17 protein-coding genes are annotated in these 18,683 nt (G+C 64.1%); 14 read left to right on the forward strand and 3 right to left on the reverse strand.

The annotated features are described in order from the left end of the window. Nucleotides 1-549: 549 nt before the first annotated feature. Nucleotides 550-3,165: an ATP-dependent helicase HrpB gene (gene hrpB / locus E5X88_RS31695; protein WP_292168139.1), complete on the reverse strand. Its 2,616-nt coding sequence runs from the start codon at nucleotides 3,163-3,165 to the stop codon at nucleotides 550-552. An 89-nt stretch (nucleotides 3,166-3,254) separates the two neighbouring features. Beyond that, nucleotides 3,255-4,145, reverse strand: coding sequence for a DMT family transporter (locus E5X88_RS31700; RefSeq protein ID WP_292168141.1), 891 nt, complete (start codon nucleotides 4,143-4,145; stop codon nucleotides 3,255-3,257). A 522-nt stretch (nucleotides 4,146-4,667) separates the two neighbouring features. On the opposite strand from E5X88_RS31700, the gene E5X88_RS31705 reads away from it, so the two are divergent. The 12 genes from E5X88_RS31705 to dhaK all read left to right on the forward strand — a co-directional run bounded on the left by E5X88_RS31705 (nucleotide 4,668) and on the right by dhaK (nucleotide 14,736). Continuing rightward, nucleotides 4,668-5,999: an ABC transporter substrate-binding protein gene (locus E5X88_RS31705; RefSeq protein WP_292168142.1), complete on the forward strand. Its 1,332-nt coding sequence runs from the start codon at nucleotides 4,668-4,670 to the stop codon at nucleotides 5,997-5,999. A gap of 127 nt (nucleotides 6,000-6,126) precedes the next feature. Beyond that, entirely contained in the window at nucleotides 6,127-7,074 is a 948-nt protein-coding gene (locus tag E5X88_RS31710; RefSeq protein WP_292168163.1) for a carbohydrate ABC transporter permease, read from the forward strand. Further along, nucleotides 7,071-8,021, forward strand: coding sequence for a carbohydrate ABC transporter permease (locus tag E5X88_RS31715; protein ID WP_292168144.1), 951 nt, complete (start codon nucleotides 7,071-7,073; stop codon nucleotides 8,019-8,021). The genes E5X88_RS31710 and E5X88_RS31715 overlap by 4 nt, the downstream gene beginning before the upstream one ends. Continuing rightward, nucleotides 8,018-8,224: a hypothetical protein gene (locus E5X88_RS31720; RefSeq protein WP_292168146.1), complete on the forward strand. Its 207-nt coding sequence runs from the start codon at nucleotides 8,018-8,020 to the stop codon at nucleotides 8,222-8,224. Before E5X88_RS31715 ends, E5X88_RS31720 begins: the two co-directional genes overlap by 4 nt. A 3-nt stretch (nucleotides 8,225-8,227) precedes the next feature. Next, nucleotides 8,228-9,340, forward strand: coding sequence for an ABC transporter ATP-binding protein (locus tag E5X88_RS31725; protein ID WP_292168147.1), 1,113 nt, complete (start codon nucleotides 8,228-8,230; stop codon nucleotides 9,338-9,340). Further along, complete coding sequence (locus tag E5X88_RS31730) at nucleotides 9,333-10,352, forward strand: ABC transporter ATP-binding protein (RefSeq protein WP_292168148.1); 1,020 nt, start codon at nucleotides 9,333-9,335, stop codon at nucleotides 10,350-10,352. Before E5X88_RS31725 ends, E5X88_RS31730 begins: the two co-directional genes overlap by 8 nt. A gap of 29 nt (nucleotides 10,353-10,381) precedes the next feature. Then, nucleotides 10,382-10,984 (forward strand): dihydroxyacetone kinase subunit DhaL, encoded by a 603-nt coding sequence (dhaL, locus tag E5X88_RS31735; RefSeq protein WP_292168165.1) that lies wholly within the window; start codon nucleotides 10,382-10,384, stop codon nucleotides 10,982-10,984. Then, nucleotides 10,981-11,370: a dihydroxyacetone kinase phosphoryl donor subunit DhaM gene (dhaM, locus tag E5X88_RS31740; protein WP_292168150.1), complete on the forward strand. Its 390-nt coding sequence runs from the start codon at nucleotides 10,981-10,983 to the stop codon at nucleotides 11,368-11,370. Before dhaL ends, dhaM begins: the two co-directional genes overlap by 4 nt. 21 nt (nucleotides 11,371-11,391) lie before the next feature. Further along, complete coding sequence (locus E5X88_RS31745; RefSeq protein WP_292168152.1) at nucleotides 11,392-11,694, forward strand: HPr family phosphocarrier protein; 303 nt, start codon at nucleotides 11,392-11,394, stop codon at nucleotides 11,692-11,694. Further along, complete coding sequence (ptsP, locus tag E5X88_RS31750; RefSeq protein ID WP_292168153.1) at nucleotides 11,678-13,279, forward strand: phosphoenolpyruvate--protein phosphotransferase; 1,602 nt, start codon at nucleotides 11,678-11,680, stop codon at nucleotides 13,277-13,279. The genes E5X88_RS31745 and ptsP overlap by 17 nt, the downstream gene beginning before the upstream one ends. 8 nt (nucleotides 13,280-13,287) lie before the next feature. Then, nucleotides 13,288-13,713: a hypothetical protein gene (locus E5X88_RS31755; protein ID WP_292168155.1), complete on the forward strand. Its 426-nt coding sequence runs from the start codon at nucleotides 13,288-13,290 to the stop codon at nucleotides 13,711-13,713. Nucleotides 13,714-13,749: 36 nt separating this feature from the next. After that, nucleotides 13,750-14,736, forward strand: coding sequence for a dihydroxyacetone kinase subunit DhaK (dhaK, locus tag E5X88_RS31760; RefSeq protein WP_292168156.1), 987 nt, complete (start codon nucleotides 13,750-13,752; stop codon nucleotides 14,734-14,736). A gap of 347 nt (nucleotides 14,737-15,083) precedes the next feature. On the opposite strand, the gene E5X88_RS31765 is transcribed toward dhaK, so the two are convergent. Continuing rightward, on the reverse strand, nucleotides 15,084-15,326 hold the full coding sequence (locus tag E5X88_RS31765; RefSeq protein WP_292168157.1) for a hypothetical protein: 243 nt from the start codon (nucleotides 15,324-15,326) through the stop codon (nucleotides 15,084-15,086). 31 nt (nucleotides 15,327-15,357) lie between these two features. Between E5X88_RS31765 and E5X88_RS31770 the strand changes: the two genes are divergently transcribed. Next, nucleotides 15,358-17,265, forward strand: coding sequence for a propionyl-CoA synthetase (locus E5X88_RS31770; protein ID WP_292168159.1), 1,908 nt, complete (start codon nucleotides 15,358-15,360; stop codon nucleotides 17,263-17,265). An 86-nt stretch (nucleotides 17,266-17,351) separates the two neighbouring features. Next, nucleotides 17,352-18,431 carry an acyltransferase gene (locus E5X88_RS31775; protein WP_292168161.1) on the forward strand — a complete coding sequence of 360 codons (1,080 nt, stop codon included), beginning with the start codon at nucleotides 17,352-17,354 and terminating at the stop codon, nucleotides 18,429-18,431. The last annotated feature ends 252 nt before the right edge of the window (nucleotides 18,432-18,683 follow it).

The raw sequence follows: 18,683 nt of genomic DNA on the forward strand, positions 1-18,683 counted from the left end.
CCTCAGCTTTCTCGGTCGGGGCCGAATGGACAACCTCCTGAAGGCTCACATCTAGCTAGCTCCTGCGCATAGAGGATTGATTGAGCCTGAAGGGGGCTGCGGACGGTCGCCGCCGACCGACATCCAGCTGCCAATCGCCAACATCTGCGATTGGCAACTGGCCACCATGCCTTCGTCATCCCAGGGCGGAGCGAACGCGAAGCGGAGCGCAGACCCGGGGATCCATGCCGTGACATCTGTGGCACACGAAAGCTGACCAGAATCGAGTGCTTGCACCGGTGGGTGGAGCAGATGGTGGTGACAGGCTGAAGGGTAGCTGGCGCTGTTGCGGAAACAAGCACCATTCCCGACCGCTGCATTCTTCGGCTGATGTCGCGGCATGGATCCCAGGGTCTTCGCGACGTCGCTTCGCTCCTGCTCCGCCCTGGGATGACGAAGGAAAGGGAGGATTCGGCTATTCTCGAAGGTTTGCGACTTTACCACTGGAAAAGACGTATGACATTCGCTGCCGACCGGCTTCCAACCTGTCAAGATCGCCGCGTCGAGGAACTAGGTGCCGCGCGGTTTGGCGCGGCTGGTGGCGGTAGCGAGAAGCGGGTTCTCCGGCCAGACATGCTTTGGGTAGCGGCCGCGCATGTCGGCCCGCACATCGGCCCAGGAGCCGCGCCAGAAACCGGGCAGGTCGCGCGTCGTCTGGATAGGCCGGTGCGCCGGCGACAAAAGCTCCAGCGTCAGCGGCACGGTGCCGCCCGCGATCGCCGGATGCCGGTCGAGACCGAACAGCTCCTGCACGCGGACCGCCAGCACCGGCCATTCGCCGTCATAGCGGATCGGCACGCGGCTGCCAGACGGCGCGTCGAAATGGGTCGGCGCCAGCGCCTCGATCCTGCGCTGGAGATCGTGCGGCACCAATGCCATCAGGCCGGCCGAAAGCACGCCCGGATCGATCGTGGCAAAGGACGCCGTACCGGAGAGGAACGGCAGCAACCAGTCGTCGAGGCGGTCGATGAGCGCGGCGTCCGAAACATCGGGCCAGGGCGCGCCGAGGCCGCGATGCAGCCAGCCAAGCCGTTGGCGCAATGTTTCGGCTTCCTTGCCCCACGGCAAAAGCGACAGCCCGTGTTCGCGCAAGGCCTCGAGGATGGCGCGATCCGCCTCAGCGCCAGCCGGCGCCGGCAGCATGCGTTCGGACAGGGTGATGGGGCCAAGGCGAACGGTTTCACGCACGCGCACCGCTCGCCTGTCGCGGTCGAAGCTGGTTTGGCGGCTTGTCTCGATCTTGCCGGCGAGCGAAGCGCGAATGTCGGCCTCATCTATCGCCGCTGCCGCGGTGATGCGGGCGTTCTGCGCCTTGCCCTGCAGGTCGGCGACGACGAGCCAGGTTTCGCCCGCCAGCGGGTCGGCGGCGTCGAGCATGGCGCCCGAACCGTTGGCCAGCACGAAACGGCCGCGCTCGCCGCGCGCCCTGGCGACGCGGTCCGGCCAGGCATGGATGAGGAGAGCGCCGGCATTACCCTCCCCCTTGAGGGGGTCCGAAGGACGGGCGAGACCCGTGGCTCGCCCCGGCAAGTCGATCCGTGAAGCGGATCGGGGTGGCGTCGGTTCGGGCACGCCATCGGCGACCCCACCCCGTCTCCCTCGCTTCGCTGCACTCAGCTCGCTCGCCGACCCTCCCCTCGAGGGGGAGGGTGAGGCCTGTTTCGCCAGCCGTTCGGCAAGCTGCCGCGCGGCGGTGGCGCGCGGCGATCTTTCGGATCGGAACCGCGTCAGCCGCCGTTCGAGGTCGGCGCCGTCGCCGCCAAGGCCGCGCTCGGTGAGCAGCACGGCGAGCAGGGCCGCTTCGAACGCCTGGCCGGTCTTCGCCGCCTCGGTGACCATGTGAGCCAGCCGCACCGGCAGTGCCAGCCTGCGCATCGCAGCACCCGACTCCGTCAAGCGCCCTGCCTCGTCAATGGCGTCGAGCGCGCGAAGCAGCGCCCTTGCCTGGTTGAGCGCCGGAGCCGGCGGCGGATCGAGGAACGAGAGGCTCGCCGGATCGGCAACACCGAAGGCGGCGCAATCGAGCAAGAGGCCGGAAAGGTCGGCTTCAAGGATTTCGGGCGGGGTGAAGGCGGGAAGTGCCGCCGTCTGTTCGGCTCGCCACAGCCGGATGGCGACGCCCGGTTGCGTGCGGCCGGCGCGGCCGGCGCGCTGGTCGGCGGAGGCTCTGCTGACACGCACCGTCTCCAGCCGCGTCAGGCCGTTGGCCGGCTCGTAGCGCGGCAGGCGCGACAGGCCGGAATCGATGACGACGCGCACGCCGTCGATGGTGATGGAGGTTTCGGCGATCGACGTCGCCAGCACCACCTTGCGGCGGCCGGACGGCGCCGGCCTGATCGCCGCATCCTGCGCCTTGCCGTCGAGCATGCCGTAGAGCGGCACGATGTCGGTGTCGGCATCGACGCGACCCTGCAAGCGCTCGGCGGTGCGCTCGATCTCGCGCTGGCCGGGCAGGAAGGCGAGCACGCTGCCGCTCTCATCCGCAAGGGCCGCGCGGATCGCCTTGGCCATGGCGTCCTCGATGGCGATGCCGGCCGGCCGCTCATCATAGCGGATGTCGACCGGAAAGGCGCGGCCCTCGCTCTCGATCACCGGGGCCCCGGAAAGCAAGCGAGCGACGCGCGCGCCGTCGAGCGTCGCCGACATGACCAGCAATCGCAGGTCGGGCCGCAGTGCGCCTTGCACATCGAGCGCCAGTGCCAGGCCAAAATCGCCGTCGAGCGAGCGCTCGTGGAATTCGTCGAAGAATACAGCAGAGACGCCGGGCAGTTCCGGGTCGTCGAGGATCATCCGCGACAGCACGCCTTCGGTGACGACCAGGATCCTGGTCGTCGAAGAAGTGCGGTTCTCCATGCGCATGGCATAGCCGACCGTTCCGCCGGGCTCCTCGCCGAGCAGCTCGGCCATGCGGCGGGCGGCAGCGCGGGCAGCGAGCCGGCGCGGCTCGAGCAGAATGATCTTTCCCGTGCCGAGCCATGCTGCGCCGAGCAGCGCCAGCGGCACCAGCGTCGTCTTGCCGGCGCCGGGCGGCGCCACCAGCACGGCGCTGTTGCCATGGTCCAGCGCGTCGCCGAGCGCCGGCAGCACGGCGGAAACCGGAAGCTCCGGCAAGGTTCTTCTGGTCATTGTTCCAGGGATGCTTCCATCCAATCGCGGCAGATCCGCAGCGTCCGCATATCAGCGCTGACGGTTGTCGCGCAACCGGCGCGGGCAGATCAAAGCCGCGTCCGCGAAAACGGGTTCCAGCGCACCGTGCCGAGCCTCACCTCTTCGCGCACCATCGTCAAAAGGCCGGAGCCGCCGACGACGGCGAGGCCGACAAGCGACAGAAAATCGGGATACTCCTGGAAGAACAGCGCGCCCAGGATCACCGCCCAGAGGATCTGTGAGTAATGCGTCGGCGCGATCCGGTTGGCGGGCGCGTATTTGACGGCCAGGAGCTGAAGCAACTGGCCGCAGGCGGTGAACACGCCCGACAGCACCAGCCAGGCCAGCTGCCTTGCATCCGGAAGCGAGAATGACGTGGCCGCGGCGCCGATGCCGTTGAAGAACAGGCCGTAGCCGATCAGCACGCCCAGCATCGTCGTGCGCTTTTCCCCAGCCGCCAGCGAACGCATCAGGATGACGCTGGCGGCAGCGAGATAGGCAACGCCGAACGCGGCAAGGTGACCGAGATGCAGCTCGCGAAAGCCCGGCCGCACGACCAGCATGACACCGGCAAAGCCGGCGACCACCGCCAGCCACCGCCACGGGCCGACCTTCTCCTTGAGGATGACGGTGGAGAGAATGGTGACGCATAGCGGCGCCAGGAAAATCAGCGCATAGGCTTCCGCAAGCGGGATGGTGGTGAAGGCGTAGACGCTGAGCACGCCGGACGCGATGCCTGCCCAGGCGCGGGCCTGCACCGCCCAAGGCCGCTTCATGCGCCAGAAATCACGCCAGCGTTCGCCGTTCGGCCGGGTGAAGAGAAGAAACAAGCCGGCAAACAATGTCGAGAAAAACCCGATCTCGAACACCGTGAACTGCCCGCCCAGGCTTTTGACGACGGCATCGTTGCACGAATAGCTTGCATAGGCGATCAGGGCGAGCAGGATTCCGTTCGTCACGTTTTTTCATTTCCGGGGAGAAGGCAGAGTGAAGGTGGAGAAAGCAGAGTGAGATACTGGCGCTCGGTGCGCATCCGGACGACATCGAGATATTCTCATGCTCGGTACGATGGCCACCTATGCCGCGCAAGGCGCAGAATTGGTTTTTGCGATAGCCACGGATGGAGCCAAGGGCGGAAGCGCGATCCGGAATCGCTCACCCACGCCCGCCGCGAGGAAGCGACGGCGGTGGCCCCAGCGATCCACCCGGTGACGGTCGGCACCAGGACGGTCGATTGAGCCGGTACCCGGCGCGCCGAACCATCTGACAACCTCCATTTCTCCGGACCAGCACGCGGGACGGGAGCGCCATGCTGCGGTGCAGCGACGAATTCGCTTGCCTTGTTTAGTAAAAATTGCATCACTCAACAAATTACTAAACATCCGCGGCCAGACCGCGTCGTCATGTTTAGGCCCCTGAGGAGGGGGGTTGAGGTTTCTTGAAACCGTCATCCGGGCGCGTTTCGCAAATGGGAGGAAGGCATGAAATCGACCTTGAAACTGACGTTGGGACTGACCTCGGCGATGTTTGCGTCGACAGCCGTTTCAAACGTCGCGCATGCGGAAGATCTGACGCTTTGCTGGGCAGCCTGGGACCCGGCCAACGCGCTTGTGGAACTGTCCAAGGATTTTACCAAGGAAACCGGCATCGGCATGAAATTCGAATTCGTGCCGTGGACCAACTATGCCGATCGCTTCCTCAACGAACTGAATTCCAAGGGCAAGCTGTGCGACCTGATCATCGGCGACAGCCAGTGGATCGGTGGTTCGGCCGAGAACGGCCACTACGTCAAGCTGAACGACTTCTTCGACAAGGAGAAGATCAGCATGGACGATTTCGTGCCGGCGACCGTCGTCGGCTATTCCGAATGGCCGAAGAACTCGCCGAACTACTGGGCGCTGCCGGCCATGGGTGACGTCGTCGGCTGGACCTATCGCAAGGACTGGTTCTCCAAGCCGGAACTGCAGAAGGAATTCAAGGAAAAGTACGGCTGGGATCTCGCAGCGCCGACGACCTTCGACCAGTTGAAGCAGATCGCCGAGTTCTTCCAGAAGCGCGAGATCGACGGCAAGACGGTCTATGGCGCGTCGATCTATACCGAGCGCGGCTCCGAAGGCATCACCATGGGCGCCATGGACGTGCTCTACAGCTTCGGCTTCAAATACGAGAATCCCGAGAAGCCCTACGAGATGGACGGCTTCGTCAATTCCGAGAAATCGGTGAAGGGTCTGGAATTCTACAAGGCGCTCTATGATTGCTGCACGCCTCCCGGGGCCTCGAACAGCTACATGGGCGAAGGCGTCGATGCCTTCAAATCCGGCCAGGTGGCGATGCACATGAACTTCGCCTTCACCTGGCCGGGCCTGCAGAAGGACGAGAATGTCGGCGGCGACAAGATCGGTTACTTCGCTAATCCCAAGGGTCCCGACGGCGACCAGTTCGCCCAGCTCGGCGGCCAGGGCATCTCGGTGGTCTCCTATTCGGACAAGCAGGACGCCGCGCTCAAATACATCAAATGGTTCGCCAACAAGGATGTGCAGGCCAAGTGGTGGTCGCTCGGCGGCTACTCCTGCCTCAACGCAGTCGTGAACGACCCGGGCTTCCCGGCCAGCCAGCCCTATGCGCAGACCTTCCTCGACTCCATGGCCATCGTGAAGGACTTCTGGGCCGAGCCCAGCTATGCACCGCTGCTGCAGGCCTCGCAGAAGCGCTTCCATGATTATGTCGTCGCCGGCCAGGGGTCGGCCAAGGATGCGCTTGACGGCCTGGTCAAGGACTGGACCGAGGTGTTCCAGGACGATGGCAAGATGTGACTGGGCCAAGATCCAACCGGCTCCTCCCGAGCCACGACCGCCTGTCCCGTGCCGCCCTTGGCACGGGACACAGTTCAGATAAATTCCATTGTCGAGACGACTTAAAGTGACCGAAGCGGGACTGACCATGCTCAATCGGACTGCGGACAGCGTTGCCCGGGCCACGCCTGAGCGGTTGGCCCGCAAGGTCCGGGGCATCAGCGACAAGGGCCTCGCCTGGCTGTTCATCTCGCCGACGATCCTGTTGCTGCTTGCCATCAACATCTTCCCGCTGTTCTGGGCGATCTATCTGTCCTTCACCAATTACCGTGCCAATCGTCCCAACGAGGTGGTCAGGAATGTCGGCCTTGCCAACTACAAGCGCATCCTCGGCGACCAGGACATCTGGATCGCCATGCAGACGACGGCGCATTTCGTGTTCTGGACGATCCTTTTGCAGACGCTGATCGGCTTCACGCTGGCCTGGCTGATCGACAGGAAATTTCGCGGCCACGCCTTCTGGACGACCATCATTCTGGTTCCGATGATGCTGTCGCCGGCGGTGGTCGGCAATTTCTGGCGCTTCCTTTACGAGCCGCAGATCGGCCTGTTCGCCTATGCCATCTCGTTCGTGTCAGGCATTCCGGCAACGCAGATCGGCATGCTCTCCAACGTGTCGCTGGCGCCGTGGTCGATCGTCATCGTCGACACCTGGATGTGGACGCCTTACGTGATGCTGATCTGCCTCGCCGGCCTGCGCTCGATCCCCGAATACATCTACGAGGCGGCCGAGGTCGACCGCGCGTCCAACTGGCGGCAGTTCTGGTCGATCACGTTGCCGATGGCACTGCCCTTCATCATGCTGGCGGTGCTGTTTCGCGGCATCGAGAACTTCAAGATGTTCGACATGGTCAACCTGCTTACCGGCGGCGGACCGGGATCGACCACCGAAGTTGCCTCGATCACGCTGAAGCGACAGGCCTTCGAAAGCTGGCGGACGGGCTACTCCTCGGCCTTCGCCATCATCCTGTTCGTCGCGGTGTTCGGCCTTGCCAACATCTACGTCAAGGCGCTGAACAAGGTGAAGCAGAGATGAGCCTGACCACAGCCCATTCGGTCGTTGCACCTTCGGCAACCTCGAAGCTTGTCGCCGGCACGATCATCGTCGCCTATGCGCTGATCTCGATCGTGCCGCTGCTGTGGATCTTCGCCACCAGCTTCAAGACACCGCCGGATTCGATCGCCTATCCGCCGAAGATCGTCTTCCAGCCGAGCCTCGAAGGCTACTGCAATCTGTTCTCCACCCGGACCCGGCAGACGCCGGAATACATCAACTCGCTGGGACCGGCGACCGGCCTCTGCGACGAGACCGTGCGCAAGCGCAACATGGTGATCGCCGGCCCGTCCAACTTCATGCCGCGCTTCGTCAATTCGCTGATCATCGCCTTCGGCTCGACGTTCTGCGCTGTCTTCCTCGGCACGCTGTCGGCCTATGGCTTCTCGCGCTTCAAGGTGCCGCTGGCCGACGACCTGCTGTTCTTCATCCTGTCGACCCGGATGATGCCGCCGATCGCCGTCGCCATCCCGATCTACCTGATGTATCGCGAGCTCGGCCTGTCGGATACCGCGCTCGGCATGATCCTGCTCTACACGGCGGTCAACGTGTCGCTCGCCGTCTGGCTGCTGAAAGGCTTCATCGACGAGATCCCACGCGAATATGAGGAAGCGGCGATGATCGACGGCTATACGCGGCTGCAGGCTTTCTGGCGCACCGTGCTGCCGCAGGCGACCACCGGCATTGCAGCGACCGCCATCTTCTGCCTGATCTTCGCCTGGAACGAGTACGCCTTCGCGGCACTCCTGACCTCCGGTACGGCGCAGACCGCCCCGCCCTTCATCCCGACCATCATCGGCGAAGGCGGCCAGGACTGGCCGGCGGTCGCCGCCGGCACGACGATCTTCCTGGTGCCGATCCTGGTCTTCACCATCCTGCTCCGCAAGCAGCTCTTGCGCGGCATCACCTTCGGCGCGGTGCGCAAATGAGCACGATCCAGCCCGCAAAACGAAAATCGCGCTGGCCTGTCTGGGCCAGGCGCGGGCTGATGGAGAACATCGCCACGGCGATCATCGCCATCGGTTTCCTGATGCTGTTCCAACCCTTCGCGCTGTCGCTCTACACCTATTCGTTCGTCACCATGCTGGCCGGCACGGCAATGTTCATCATCGTCTCGAAATTTCCGGAGTAGACGATGGCGGAGATCAGGGTCGAGCATCTGAGGAAAGCATTCGGCGATTTCGTCGCGGTGCAGGATTCCAATTTCGTCGTCGAGGACGGCGAGTTCTTCGTCATGCTGGGGCCGTCGGGCTGCGGCAAGACGACGACGCTCAGGATGATCGCCGGGCTCGAACTGCCGACAGGCGGCAAGATTCTGCTCGGCGGCGAGGACGTCACCATGCGGCGTGCCCGCGAGCGCGACATCGCCTTCGTGTTCCAGCTGTTCGCGCTCTATCCGCATATGAATGTGCGCAAGAACATCGGCTTCCCGCTGCTGGCGCAAGGCATGCCAGGTGCTGAAATCCGCCAACGGGTCGAAGAGACGGCGAAGCTGCTACGCATCGACCATCTGCTCAACAAATCCGTCTCCGGCCTTGCCGGCGGCGATCGTCAGCGCGTGGCGCTCGGCCGCGCCATCGTGCGGCGGCCAAAATGCTTCCTGATGGACGAGCCGCTCGGCACGCTCGACACCGAATTCCGCGATCTCATGGTCCATGAGCTGCGCGAGTTGCACAACCGCATTCACGCCACCACGGTCTACGTCACGCATGACCAGATGGAAGCGATGTCGATGGCCGACAAGATCGCGGTGATGAACCACGGCGTCATCGAGCAGTTCGGAAGCCCACGCGAAATCTACGACCGGCCGGCGACCATGTTCGTCGCCGACTTCATCGGCTCGCCGCCGATGAATTTCCTCGGCTTCGGCGGTGGGCTTTCAAAGGGCGCCAGGGAGATCGTGGTGCAAGGCGCCAAGGTGGCGGTGCCAGAGGTGCGCGAGGATATCGCGCCAGCCGACATGGCGCTCGGCATCAGGCCGGAGCACATCCGCTTCGACGACGCTTCGAAATTGCGCGGCGCCGTCTACGGCACCGAATATCTCGGCACCACGCAGATCGTGGCGGTGGAGACTGCGGACGGCATCATCAAGGCCAGGGTGCCGGCCGAAATCCGGCTCAATGCGGGCGACCATGTCGGCCTGGCGCTGAGCAGCGCCCGGCTGTCGCTGTTCGAGAAAGGCTCCGGCCGCGCAGTGCGAACCGCGATCCATGACGAAGCCTCCCAGGCAAGAGCGCAGCATGGCTGACATACACATCAAAGGCGTGACCAAAGCCTTCGGCGAGCATGTCGCCGTCGACAATCTCGACCTGCGCATTGCCGACGGCGAATTCGTCGTGCTGCTCGGCCCGACCGGGGCCGGCAAGACGACGACGCTCAGACTTATCGCCGGATTGGAGCGGCCCGACACCGGCTCGATCCATATCGGCACCCGTGATGCGACAGCACTCTCGCCGGCCGAGCGCGACACCGCCTTCGTCTTCCAGCAATATTCGCTCTACCCGCATCTGTCGGTCTACGACAACCTCGCCTTCCCGCTGCGTTCGCCGGCGCGAAAGATGCCGGAAGACAAGATTCGCCACCGCGTCGAGGAGGTGGCCAGGATGGTGCGCATCCACCACAAGCTGAACAACCGCTCGACCAGGCTTTCCGGCGGCGAGATGCAGCGCGTTGCCATCGGCCGCGCACTGGTGCGCAAGCCTGCCATCTACCTGATGGACGAGCCGCTGTCGTCGCTCGACGCCAAGCTGCGTGCCGACCTCCGGCTCGAGCTGAAGCGCATCCAGGCCGAGCTCGGCGCCACCATGCTCTATGTCACGCATGACCAGATCGAGGCGATGACCATGGCCGATCGCATCGGCATTCTCGCCGACGGCGTTCTGGTGCAGATCGGCACGCCGCGAACGATCTATTCGGAGCCGGCCAACCTTCATGTCGCCGCAAGGCTCGGCCAGCCGGCGATCAATCTGTTGCCGACCGGGCTGCTGCCCGATGGCGATGCGCCGGCGGGAACCAAAACGATCGGCGCGCGTACAGAACATCTGTCGATCGGCAAGGCATCGAACGGCCACGCCGACGGCGTGGTTGACTGGGTCGAGCATCTGGGCGACCAGAACCACCTGCATGTGAGCGTCGGGACCAAAAAACTGGTGACGCTGACCGACCCCGACACGCAACTGGAAAAGGGCGACAAGGTGACGATCCGCTACCGGGCGCCGCTGTTCTTCGACCAGGCCGGCAACAGGATCGCAAACCAATGAGCGTTGGGACGATGGACAAGACTGGGACGATGGACAGGGTTGACCTGAAGGCGCTGATATCAGCCACCGCCGACACGATTGCCGCCCATGCGGACGAGCTGACCACGCTCGACCAGGCGATCGGCGACGGCGACCATGGGCTCAACATGAAGCGCGGCTTCGAGGCGGTGCGCGCCGAGGCCGATACGTTCGCGGCAAAGCCATTGCCCGAGGCGCTGAAGGCGATCGGCACCAAATTGGTGATGACGGTCGGCGGCGCTTCCGGCCCGCTGTTCGGCACGCTGTTCATGGCGCTCGGCAAGGAGGTTTCCACTGAGCCGGATCGCGCCAATCTGGCGGCAGCCTTCGGCAAGGCGATCGAAGCGGTGGCGGCACGCGGCAAGTCGCAGGTCGGCCAAAAGACCATGCTCGACGTGCTGCAGCCAGTGCATGACGCCCTGTTGCGGGGGAAGACCGGAGCGGAAATCACTGACGCCGCCGACAGTGCGGCCGACGCCACCGTGCCGATGAAGGCCTTGCGCGGACGTGCCTCGTTCCTCGGCGACCGCTCGATCGGTCACATGGATGCCGGGGCACGCTCGGTCGCGCTTTTGGTGCGGGCTGTCGTCGAAACCATTAAGGGGCACGCATGAGCAATGTCGGCATCGTCATCGTATCGCATTCACCGCTGGTCGCCGAGGGCACGGCCGACATGGTGCGCCAGATGGTCGGCGACGAAGTGCCGCTTGCATGGTGCGGTGGAAACGGCCATGGCGGGCTGGGCACAAACGTCGAGGCGATCATGGGCGCCATCGACAAGGCCTGGTCCGAGGCGGGTGTCGCCATACTTGTCGATCTTGGCGGCGCCGAGACCAACAGTGAGATGGCGGTCGAGATGATCGGTGAGCCGCGCGCGCAGAAGATCGTCGTCTGCAATGCGCCAATCGTCGAGGGCGCGGTGATGGCGGCAACGGAGGCTTCCGGCGGCGCTTCGCTCCGGGAAGTGGTGGCGACGGCACACGAATTGTCGCCATCGTGAATGAACAGGAATTTTGACTCGATGTCCGCATCCACCGAAGCCACCGTCCTGATCACCCACGAGGTCGGTCTGCATGCGCGCCCTTCGGTGAAGTTCACCAAGCTCGCCAAGACGTTCGCGGCCGAGGTCGAAGTTGCGCTCGCCGCCAACGGGCCGTGGTTCGACGCCAAGAGCATCGTCAAGGTGATGGCGGCCAAAGCGCCGAAAGGCACGGAGCTGCATATCAGAGCCAGAGGCGACGGCGCCGCCGAAGCGGTCGGCGCGCTGGTCGAGCTGGTGCGGCGCGATTTCGACGAGGGCGCGGACCATGCCCGAACCGCTTAGGCTGAAGGGGATTTCGGCCTCGGCTGGCTATGCCGAAGGGCCGCTGTTCAACCTCGATCCGGTTGCCGCGCGCTATGGCCGCAAGGCGAGCCCTGCGGACGAGAGGTTCGCGCTCGAAACGGCAATCAAGGCAGCCGCAAGCCGGCTTGCCACGCTGATCGAGGCGGTCGACGGCGACGCCGCCGACATTCTCGAATTCCAGATCGCCATGCTGGAGGATGACGCGCTGACCGGTCCGGCCTTCGCCGCGATTGACTCAGGTCAGCCAGCGGATGCGGCATGGCGGCAGGCGCTCGACGCCGAAATTGTCGGCTACGAGACGTCAGACCAGGACTATTTCCGGGCGCGCGCCGCCGACATGCGCGATATCAGAGACCAGGTGCTGCGCGCGCTGACCGAGGACAGCGAGGCTGCCGCGCCGGCGGGAGCCATCTTCTATGGCGAGGATATCGCGCCGACGCGCTTCCTCGAAACCGACTGGAGTTCCGGCGGCGGCATTGCGCTGAAAGCGGGCAGTGCCGCCAGTCACGTCGCCATGCTGGCGCGCTCGCGCGGCGTGCCGATGGTCGTGGGGCTTGGGGTGGTTGGGCTCGGTGCTGCGCCGGCTCATCTTGCCGGCGTCGCCCTGCTCGACGCCGAGCATGGCGGCATCGTGCTGGCGCCGTCGAAAGCCGAAGTCGAGGCATTCCGCCGATCGTCGTCCTCGTTTGCCGCGCGTCGCGACAGGGCTGAAACCTTCTTGGCACGGCCGGCGGTGACGAAAGCAGGTACGGCGGTGCGGGTGCAGGTCAACATAGCCGATCCGTCCGATGTCGATGCCATCGATATCTCGACCTGCGACGGCGTTGGGCTGATGCGCACCGAGTTCCTGTTCGGCAAGACGCTGCCGGACGAGGAAACGCAATATCGCGCCTATCGCAAGGTGCTGGAATGGGCCGGTGATAAACCGGTGACGATCCGCACCGTCGATGCCGGCGGCGACAAGCCGGTGCCCGGCTTCACGGTAGAAGAAACCAACCCATTCCTCGGCCTGCGCGGCATCAGGCTGTCGCTGGCAAGGCCGGAGGTTTTTCGGGTGCAGATCCGGGCGCTGCTGCGCGCCGCCGTCCACGGCAATCTCAAGGTGATGTTCCCGATGATCGCCGTTGTGGGCGAATACGAACGTGCCGCCGCGCTGTTCGCGGAAGAGCAGGCCGCGCTTGCCGCGCGCGGCGTCGCGCAAAGAATGCCGCCACTCGGCATCATGGTTGAGGTGCCGTCGGTGGCGGTCGCACCGGAGGCATTTGCCAAGGTCGCCTTCTTCTCGATCGGCTCGAACGACCTCACCCAATATGTGATGGCGGCGGCGCGCGACAACGCGTCAGTGGCGCATCTCAATTCGGTCAGGCACCCGGCCGTGCTTCGACTGATCACCTCGGTTGCGGCCTTTGGCCGCGCGCAAGAGACGCCGGTCAGCCTGTGCGGCGACGCCGGCGGCGATCCGGCGGCGATCTCGGCGCTGATCGAGGCCGGCCTGCGTGACCTCTCGGTGGTTCCCGCCCAGCTCGCAATGGCCAAGGCGGCCATTGCGGATGTCCCGATCTAGGCGCCGGCATGGCCGAGAAGACGCCCGAAGCCGGCTCCGAAGAGGCGATCCGCGCCTACAAGACGATCCTGTCGCAGGTCATCGACCAGCGCCCGTCCGGCATGCGTCAGCGTCTCGCCGACGCGCTGGGCAAGCACCGCAGCTTCGTCACGCAGATTTCCAGTCCGACCTATTCGATCCCGATCCCGTCCAAACATTTGCCGGCTATCTTTTCCGTCTGCCATTTCAGCCCGGCCGAACGCGACCATTTTCTTGCGGCCTATCATCAGGCGCATCCGGGAAAGATGTCGGTGGCCGCAGGCATGCGCAAGACGCGGCATGTCTCGCTGATCGTTCCCGATTTCGGCGACGACAAGCAGAACGCGGCGCTCGACCGGGCGGTCAACGATTTTATCCAGAAGATCACCAGCATCGCCGGCAAGGGCGGGACATAGTCGCGCTACGTTCAGCTATTTCGGGAGGAGACGGCCATGAAGAAGTTTTTGAATTCTGTGGACACGGTGCTGACCGAAAGCCTCGACGGCTTCGTTGCAGCCCATGCCGACATACTGGCGCTTGGCGACGAGCATAAATTCGTCCGCCGCAAGATACTCAAGCCGGGCAAGGTGGCGCTGATCTCCGGCGGCGGCTCTGGCCACGAACCGCTGCATGGCGGGCTGGTCGGGCATGGCATGCTGGATGCTGCCTGCCCCGGCCAGGTGTTCACCTCGCCGACGCCGGACCAGATGATGGCGGCCGCGGAAGCAGTCAACACCGGCGCCGGCTGCCTGTTCATCGTCAAGAACTACGAGGGCGACGTGATGAACTTCGACATGGCCGCCGAGATGTCGGAGGGCGTCATGCAAGTCGTGACCAACGACGACGTCGCGGTCGAGAATTCGTCCTACACAACCGGCCGACGCGGCGTCGCCGGCACGCTGGTGGTCGAGAAGATCGTCGGCGCAGCGGCCGAGCAAGGCATGGCGCTGAAGCCGCTGAAGGCGTTGGGCGAGCGCGTCAATGGCGCAACGCGGTCGATGGGCGTGGCGCTGACCAGTTGCACCGTACCGGCGGCCGGCAAGCCGACCTTCGACATCGGCGATGGCGAGATGGAATTCGGCGTCGGCATCCATGGCGAGCCCGGCCGCCGCCGCGACACGTTGAAAAGCGCCGACGCCATAGCCGAGGAGATCTGCGCGGCAATCCTGGGCGATCTGGGTGACAAGGCAAAAGGTCCGGCGCTGCTCTTCGTCAACGGCTTCGGCGGCACGCCGCTGATGGAGCTTTACCTGATGTACAACAGCGCCCGCAAAATCTTCGAGAGGAACGGCGTGACGGTCACCCGCTCGCTGGTCGGATCCTACGTAACATCGCTCGACATGGCCGGCTGCTCGATCACGATGACCATGCTCGACGACGAGACGACCGCATTATGGGACGCACCGGTGCATACGGCCGCGCTGCGTTGGGGCATATAGCGCCCGCCCGGAAATAGTCGGTGACAACACTGTCATGCGCCATGCCGAGCATTGTCAGGCCAATGCAGTGGACTTAGGCACAATGTTGCTTTCCTTACCCATGGTAAGATAAGGAATCCGGCGGGGTTTTGGGAGGCAGAACATGCGTTACAATTGGGATCGGGCGCCGACGGGTTTCGAACGTCACAGAAAGGCGCTGGCCGCCGCTTTGCTGATCGCCGGCGGTGTGGGTCTTATGCTCGCGGCGCTGCCGCTTTAGGAACCGTGCTTTGCCGCAAGCAGGCGCGCTTCAATGCATCTGGCCGGTCACGGCGATAAAGCGGCGGTCCCGTCCTTCAAATCCCTGACTAAAGCGTTGCACGAGAGGCGTCCGGCGAAAAGCCGATAATGTGCCGTGCCGCCGCATCGCCGGCCTGAGCGACCATCAACAGGATCGCCGTCAACACGGCAGACCCACCATCGCATCGCAACTTCATTGCGCCGGCCCCCCAATTATGACCCTCGACCATCGGCCGGGTATTTGCGACCAAGGCGAGGTCGCCAAAAGACGAAATTGCACATGCTTGCAAAAACAGCATACGCTGTTTCAAAGACAGCAAACATTCCTGGGGAGGAAGCTGGATGGCGTCACGCTACCACGAGGTCTATGACGGCTGGAAACGCGATCCGGAAAAATTCTGGGCGGATGCGGCCAAAGCCATCGACTGGTTCTCGCCCTTCGACACCGTGTTCGATCCGAATGCCGGCGTCTATGGACGCTGGTTTGGCGGTGCCTCGTGCAACACCTGCTTCAACGCCGTCGACCGCCACGTTGCTGGTGGCCGCGCCGACCAGATCGCGCTGATCCATGACAGCGCGATCTCAGGCACGATCAGGAAATTCACCTATGCCGAACTGAAGCGCGAGGTGGTCGCGCTGACATCGGTGATGAAGAACCGCGGCGTTCAAAAGGGCGACCGGGTCATCATCTACATGCCGATGGTGCCGGAAGCGGCCTTTGCCATGCTTGCCTGCGCCCGGATCGGCGCCGTGCATTCGGTGGTCTTTGGCGGCTTTGCCTCGCACGAGCTCGCCACCCGCATCGACGATGCCAAGCCGAAGCTGATCATCTCCGCCTCTTGCGGCCTGGAGCCCGGGCGGGTCGTCGCCTACAAGCCGCTGCTCGACAAGGCGATCGAGATGTCCCGGCACAAGCCCGATGCCTGCCTCATCCTGCAGCGCGACCAGCTTCGCTGCGAGATGAAGGACAACCACGACATCGACTATGCCGACGCGGTTGCCCGCGAGCGGGCCGCGGGCGCCAATGTCGACTGCGTTCCGGTGCTCGCCACCGACCCGCTCTACATCATCTACACATCAGGCACGACCGGCCAGCCCAAGGGCATCGTGCGCGACAATGGCGGCCACATGGTCGCGCTGAAATGGTCGATGGAGAACGAGTTCGGCGTCAAGCCGGGCGAGGTGTTCTGGGCGGCTTCCGACGTCGGCTGGGTGGTCGGCCATTCCTACATCGTCTACGGCCCGCTGCTGCATGGATGCACGACCGTGCTGTTCGAGGGCAAGCCGGTCGGCACGCCCGACGCCGGCACGTACTGGCGGGTGATATCGGAGCATGGCGTGGTCGCGCTGTTCACCGCGCCGACCGCCTTCCGCGCCATCAAGGGACAGGATCCGAAGGGCGAGTTCGTCCCGAAATACGACCTCTCGAAATTCCGCACGCTGTTCCTCGCCGGCGAGCGCGCCGATCCAGAAACCATCAAATGGGCGGAGCAGCAATTGAAGGTGCCGGTGATCGACCATTGGTGGCAGACCGAGACCGGCTCGCCGATGACCATCAACCCGGCCGGACTGGGCCTGCTGCCGGTGAAATACGGCTCACCCGGCGTGCCGATGCCCGGCTACGACATCCGCGTGCTCGACGATGCCGGCCACAAAGTGCCGCGCGGCACGTTGGGCAATGTCGTGGTCAAGCTGCCGCTGCCGGCCGGCTGTCTGCCGACGCTGTGGAACGCCGATGACCGGTTTCGCCAAGCCTATCTCGACGAATTCCCCGGCTTCTACAAGACGGCGGATGCCGGCATGATGGATGAGGATGGCTATCTCTATGTCATGGCCCGGACCGACGACATCATCAACGTCGCCGGCCACCGGCTGTCGACCGGCGCCATGGAGGAGGTTCTGGCCGCACATCCGGATGTTGCCGAATGCGCCGTCATCGGCGTCGCCGACGCGATGAAGGGCCAGGTTCCGCTCGGCTTCGTCGTGCTGAATGCCGGTGTCGCGCGCGACACCGCCACTATCGAGACCGAGGTGGTCACGCTGGTGCGCGAGCGGATCGGCCCGGTTGCCGCCTTCAAGACGGTGGTGACGATCAAGCGCCTGCCAAAGACACGCTCCGGCAAAATCCTGCGCGGCACCATGCAGAAGATTGCCGACAAGGAAGACTGGGCGATGCCGGCGACCATCGACGACCCGATCATTCTCGACGAGATCACCGCGGCGCTGAAGGGACGCGGGATCGGCCGGTAAAGACATCGGGCCGATAGCCAATCGGCTATTGTGCAATGCAGCAAATCCCCATACAGTTTGGCTGGGGCGCCCACCGACGATACGGCATGGCTCAGAAAAAGACTACATTTGGCGGCGTCGACATCCTTCGATTCCTCGCCGCCGTCCTCGTGATGTTCTACCACTACGGTTACTGGGTGTGGGCCTTTCCCTCCGGCGTTTCGGCACGGGCGACCGGCGGCATCCCGCCGCATCCGGAACTGGAGATGCTCGGCTCAGGATGGGTCGGCGTACAAGTGTTTTTCGTCATCAGCGGCTTCGTCATCGCCTTCAGCGCCGAAAACTCGACCCCCTTGCGGTTTTTCGAGGCAAGGGTGAAACGATTGGTGCCGGCGGTCTGGATCTGCGCGCCCATCACCGCGGCGGTGCTGCTCCTGGCCGACCTCAGCTGGCCGACGGATGCGGTGATCAGGCTCATTCGCACGGCATTGTTCGTTCCTTACTCTCCCTGGGTCGACAGCGTCTATTGGACGCTCGGCATCGAGATTGCCTTTTACGCCGTCGTCTGGACCTTGCTGCGGCTGCGGCGCTTTCACCTGATGGAGGTCGTGGCCAGCGTGATTGGCATGATCAGCACGCTCTTCTGGTGCCTGTATTATCCGCTCGACTGGTCGGACCTTGCCGAGACGCGCTGGCTTGACCTGCTGCTGGTGCATCACGGGTGCTTTTTTGCGGTCGGCGTCATGATCTGGCTGATGCGATTCAAGGCGGTGACACGCGCTCGCCTCGCCCTGTGTGCCCTGTTCCTGGTCGGCTGCGTCCTGCAGATCGCCAGTTCGGTCGATGTTCACACTGTGAAGGTCGAAGAGCAGATGCCATACGCGCCACCGATCATCTTCTTCCTCGTTGCCGTCGCCCTGATGGCGTGGTCGTTGCGGCTCGACTTGTCCTGGCGCGGCTGGCGCCGGATCGGCCTGATGACCTACCCCCTCTATCTGATCCATGACGTCGTCGGTGCGGCCATTCTCGGGGCGCTGATGCGCGCCGGAGTGCCCTACCTGCTTTCGGTGGCCGTTGTCGGGGCAACCATGATCGCGGCGAGCTGGCTGATTGCGATCGAGGCCGAACCGCGAATCCGGCTTCTGCTCGACCACACAATCTTCCGCTATCGTCTCAAGGCTGCGTAACCGTGCCAGCGTGTCATCCGCTTGCGGGCTTCAAACCACCTGCTCGAGATGCGCGGCGCCAGGCATGCCGCCTTCGCCTGGGCGGCTGACCGCTCTCAGCATCGCCGGCAAACGCGGCGGGCTGACGCGGAATCGATTTTCGGCAAGGATCATGCACGAATATAAAGCGCTCGCTGCGCATCCCGCTCTGGCGCTTTGTTCTAGAGCGTTTCAGGTTTTGACGGAAGCATATCCTGCGTTGTTGAAATAGTT

This window comes from Mesorhizobium sp. (genome assembly GCF_004962245.1).
In the GTDB taxonomy this organism is placed as follows: domain Bacteria; phylum Pseudomonadota; class Alphaproteobacteria; order Rhizobiales; family Rhizobiaceae; genus Mesorhizobium.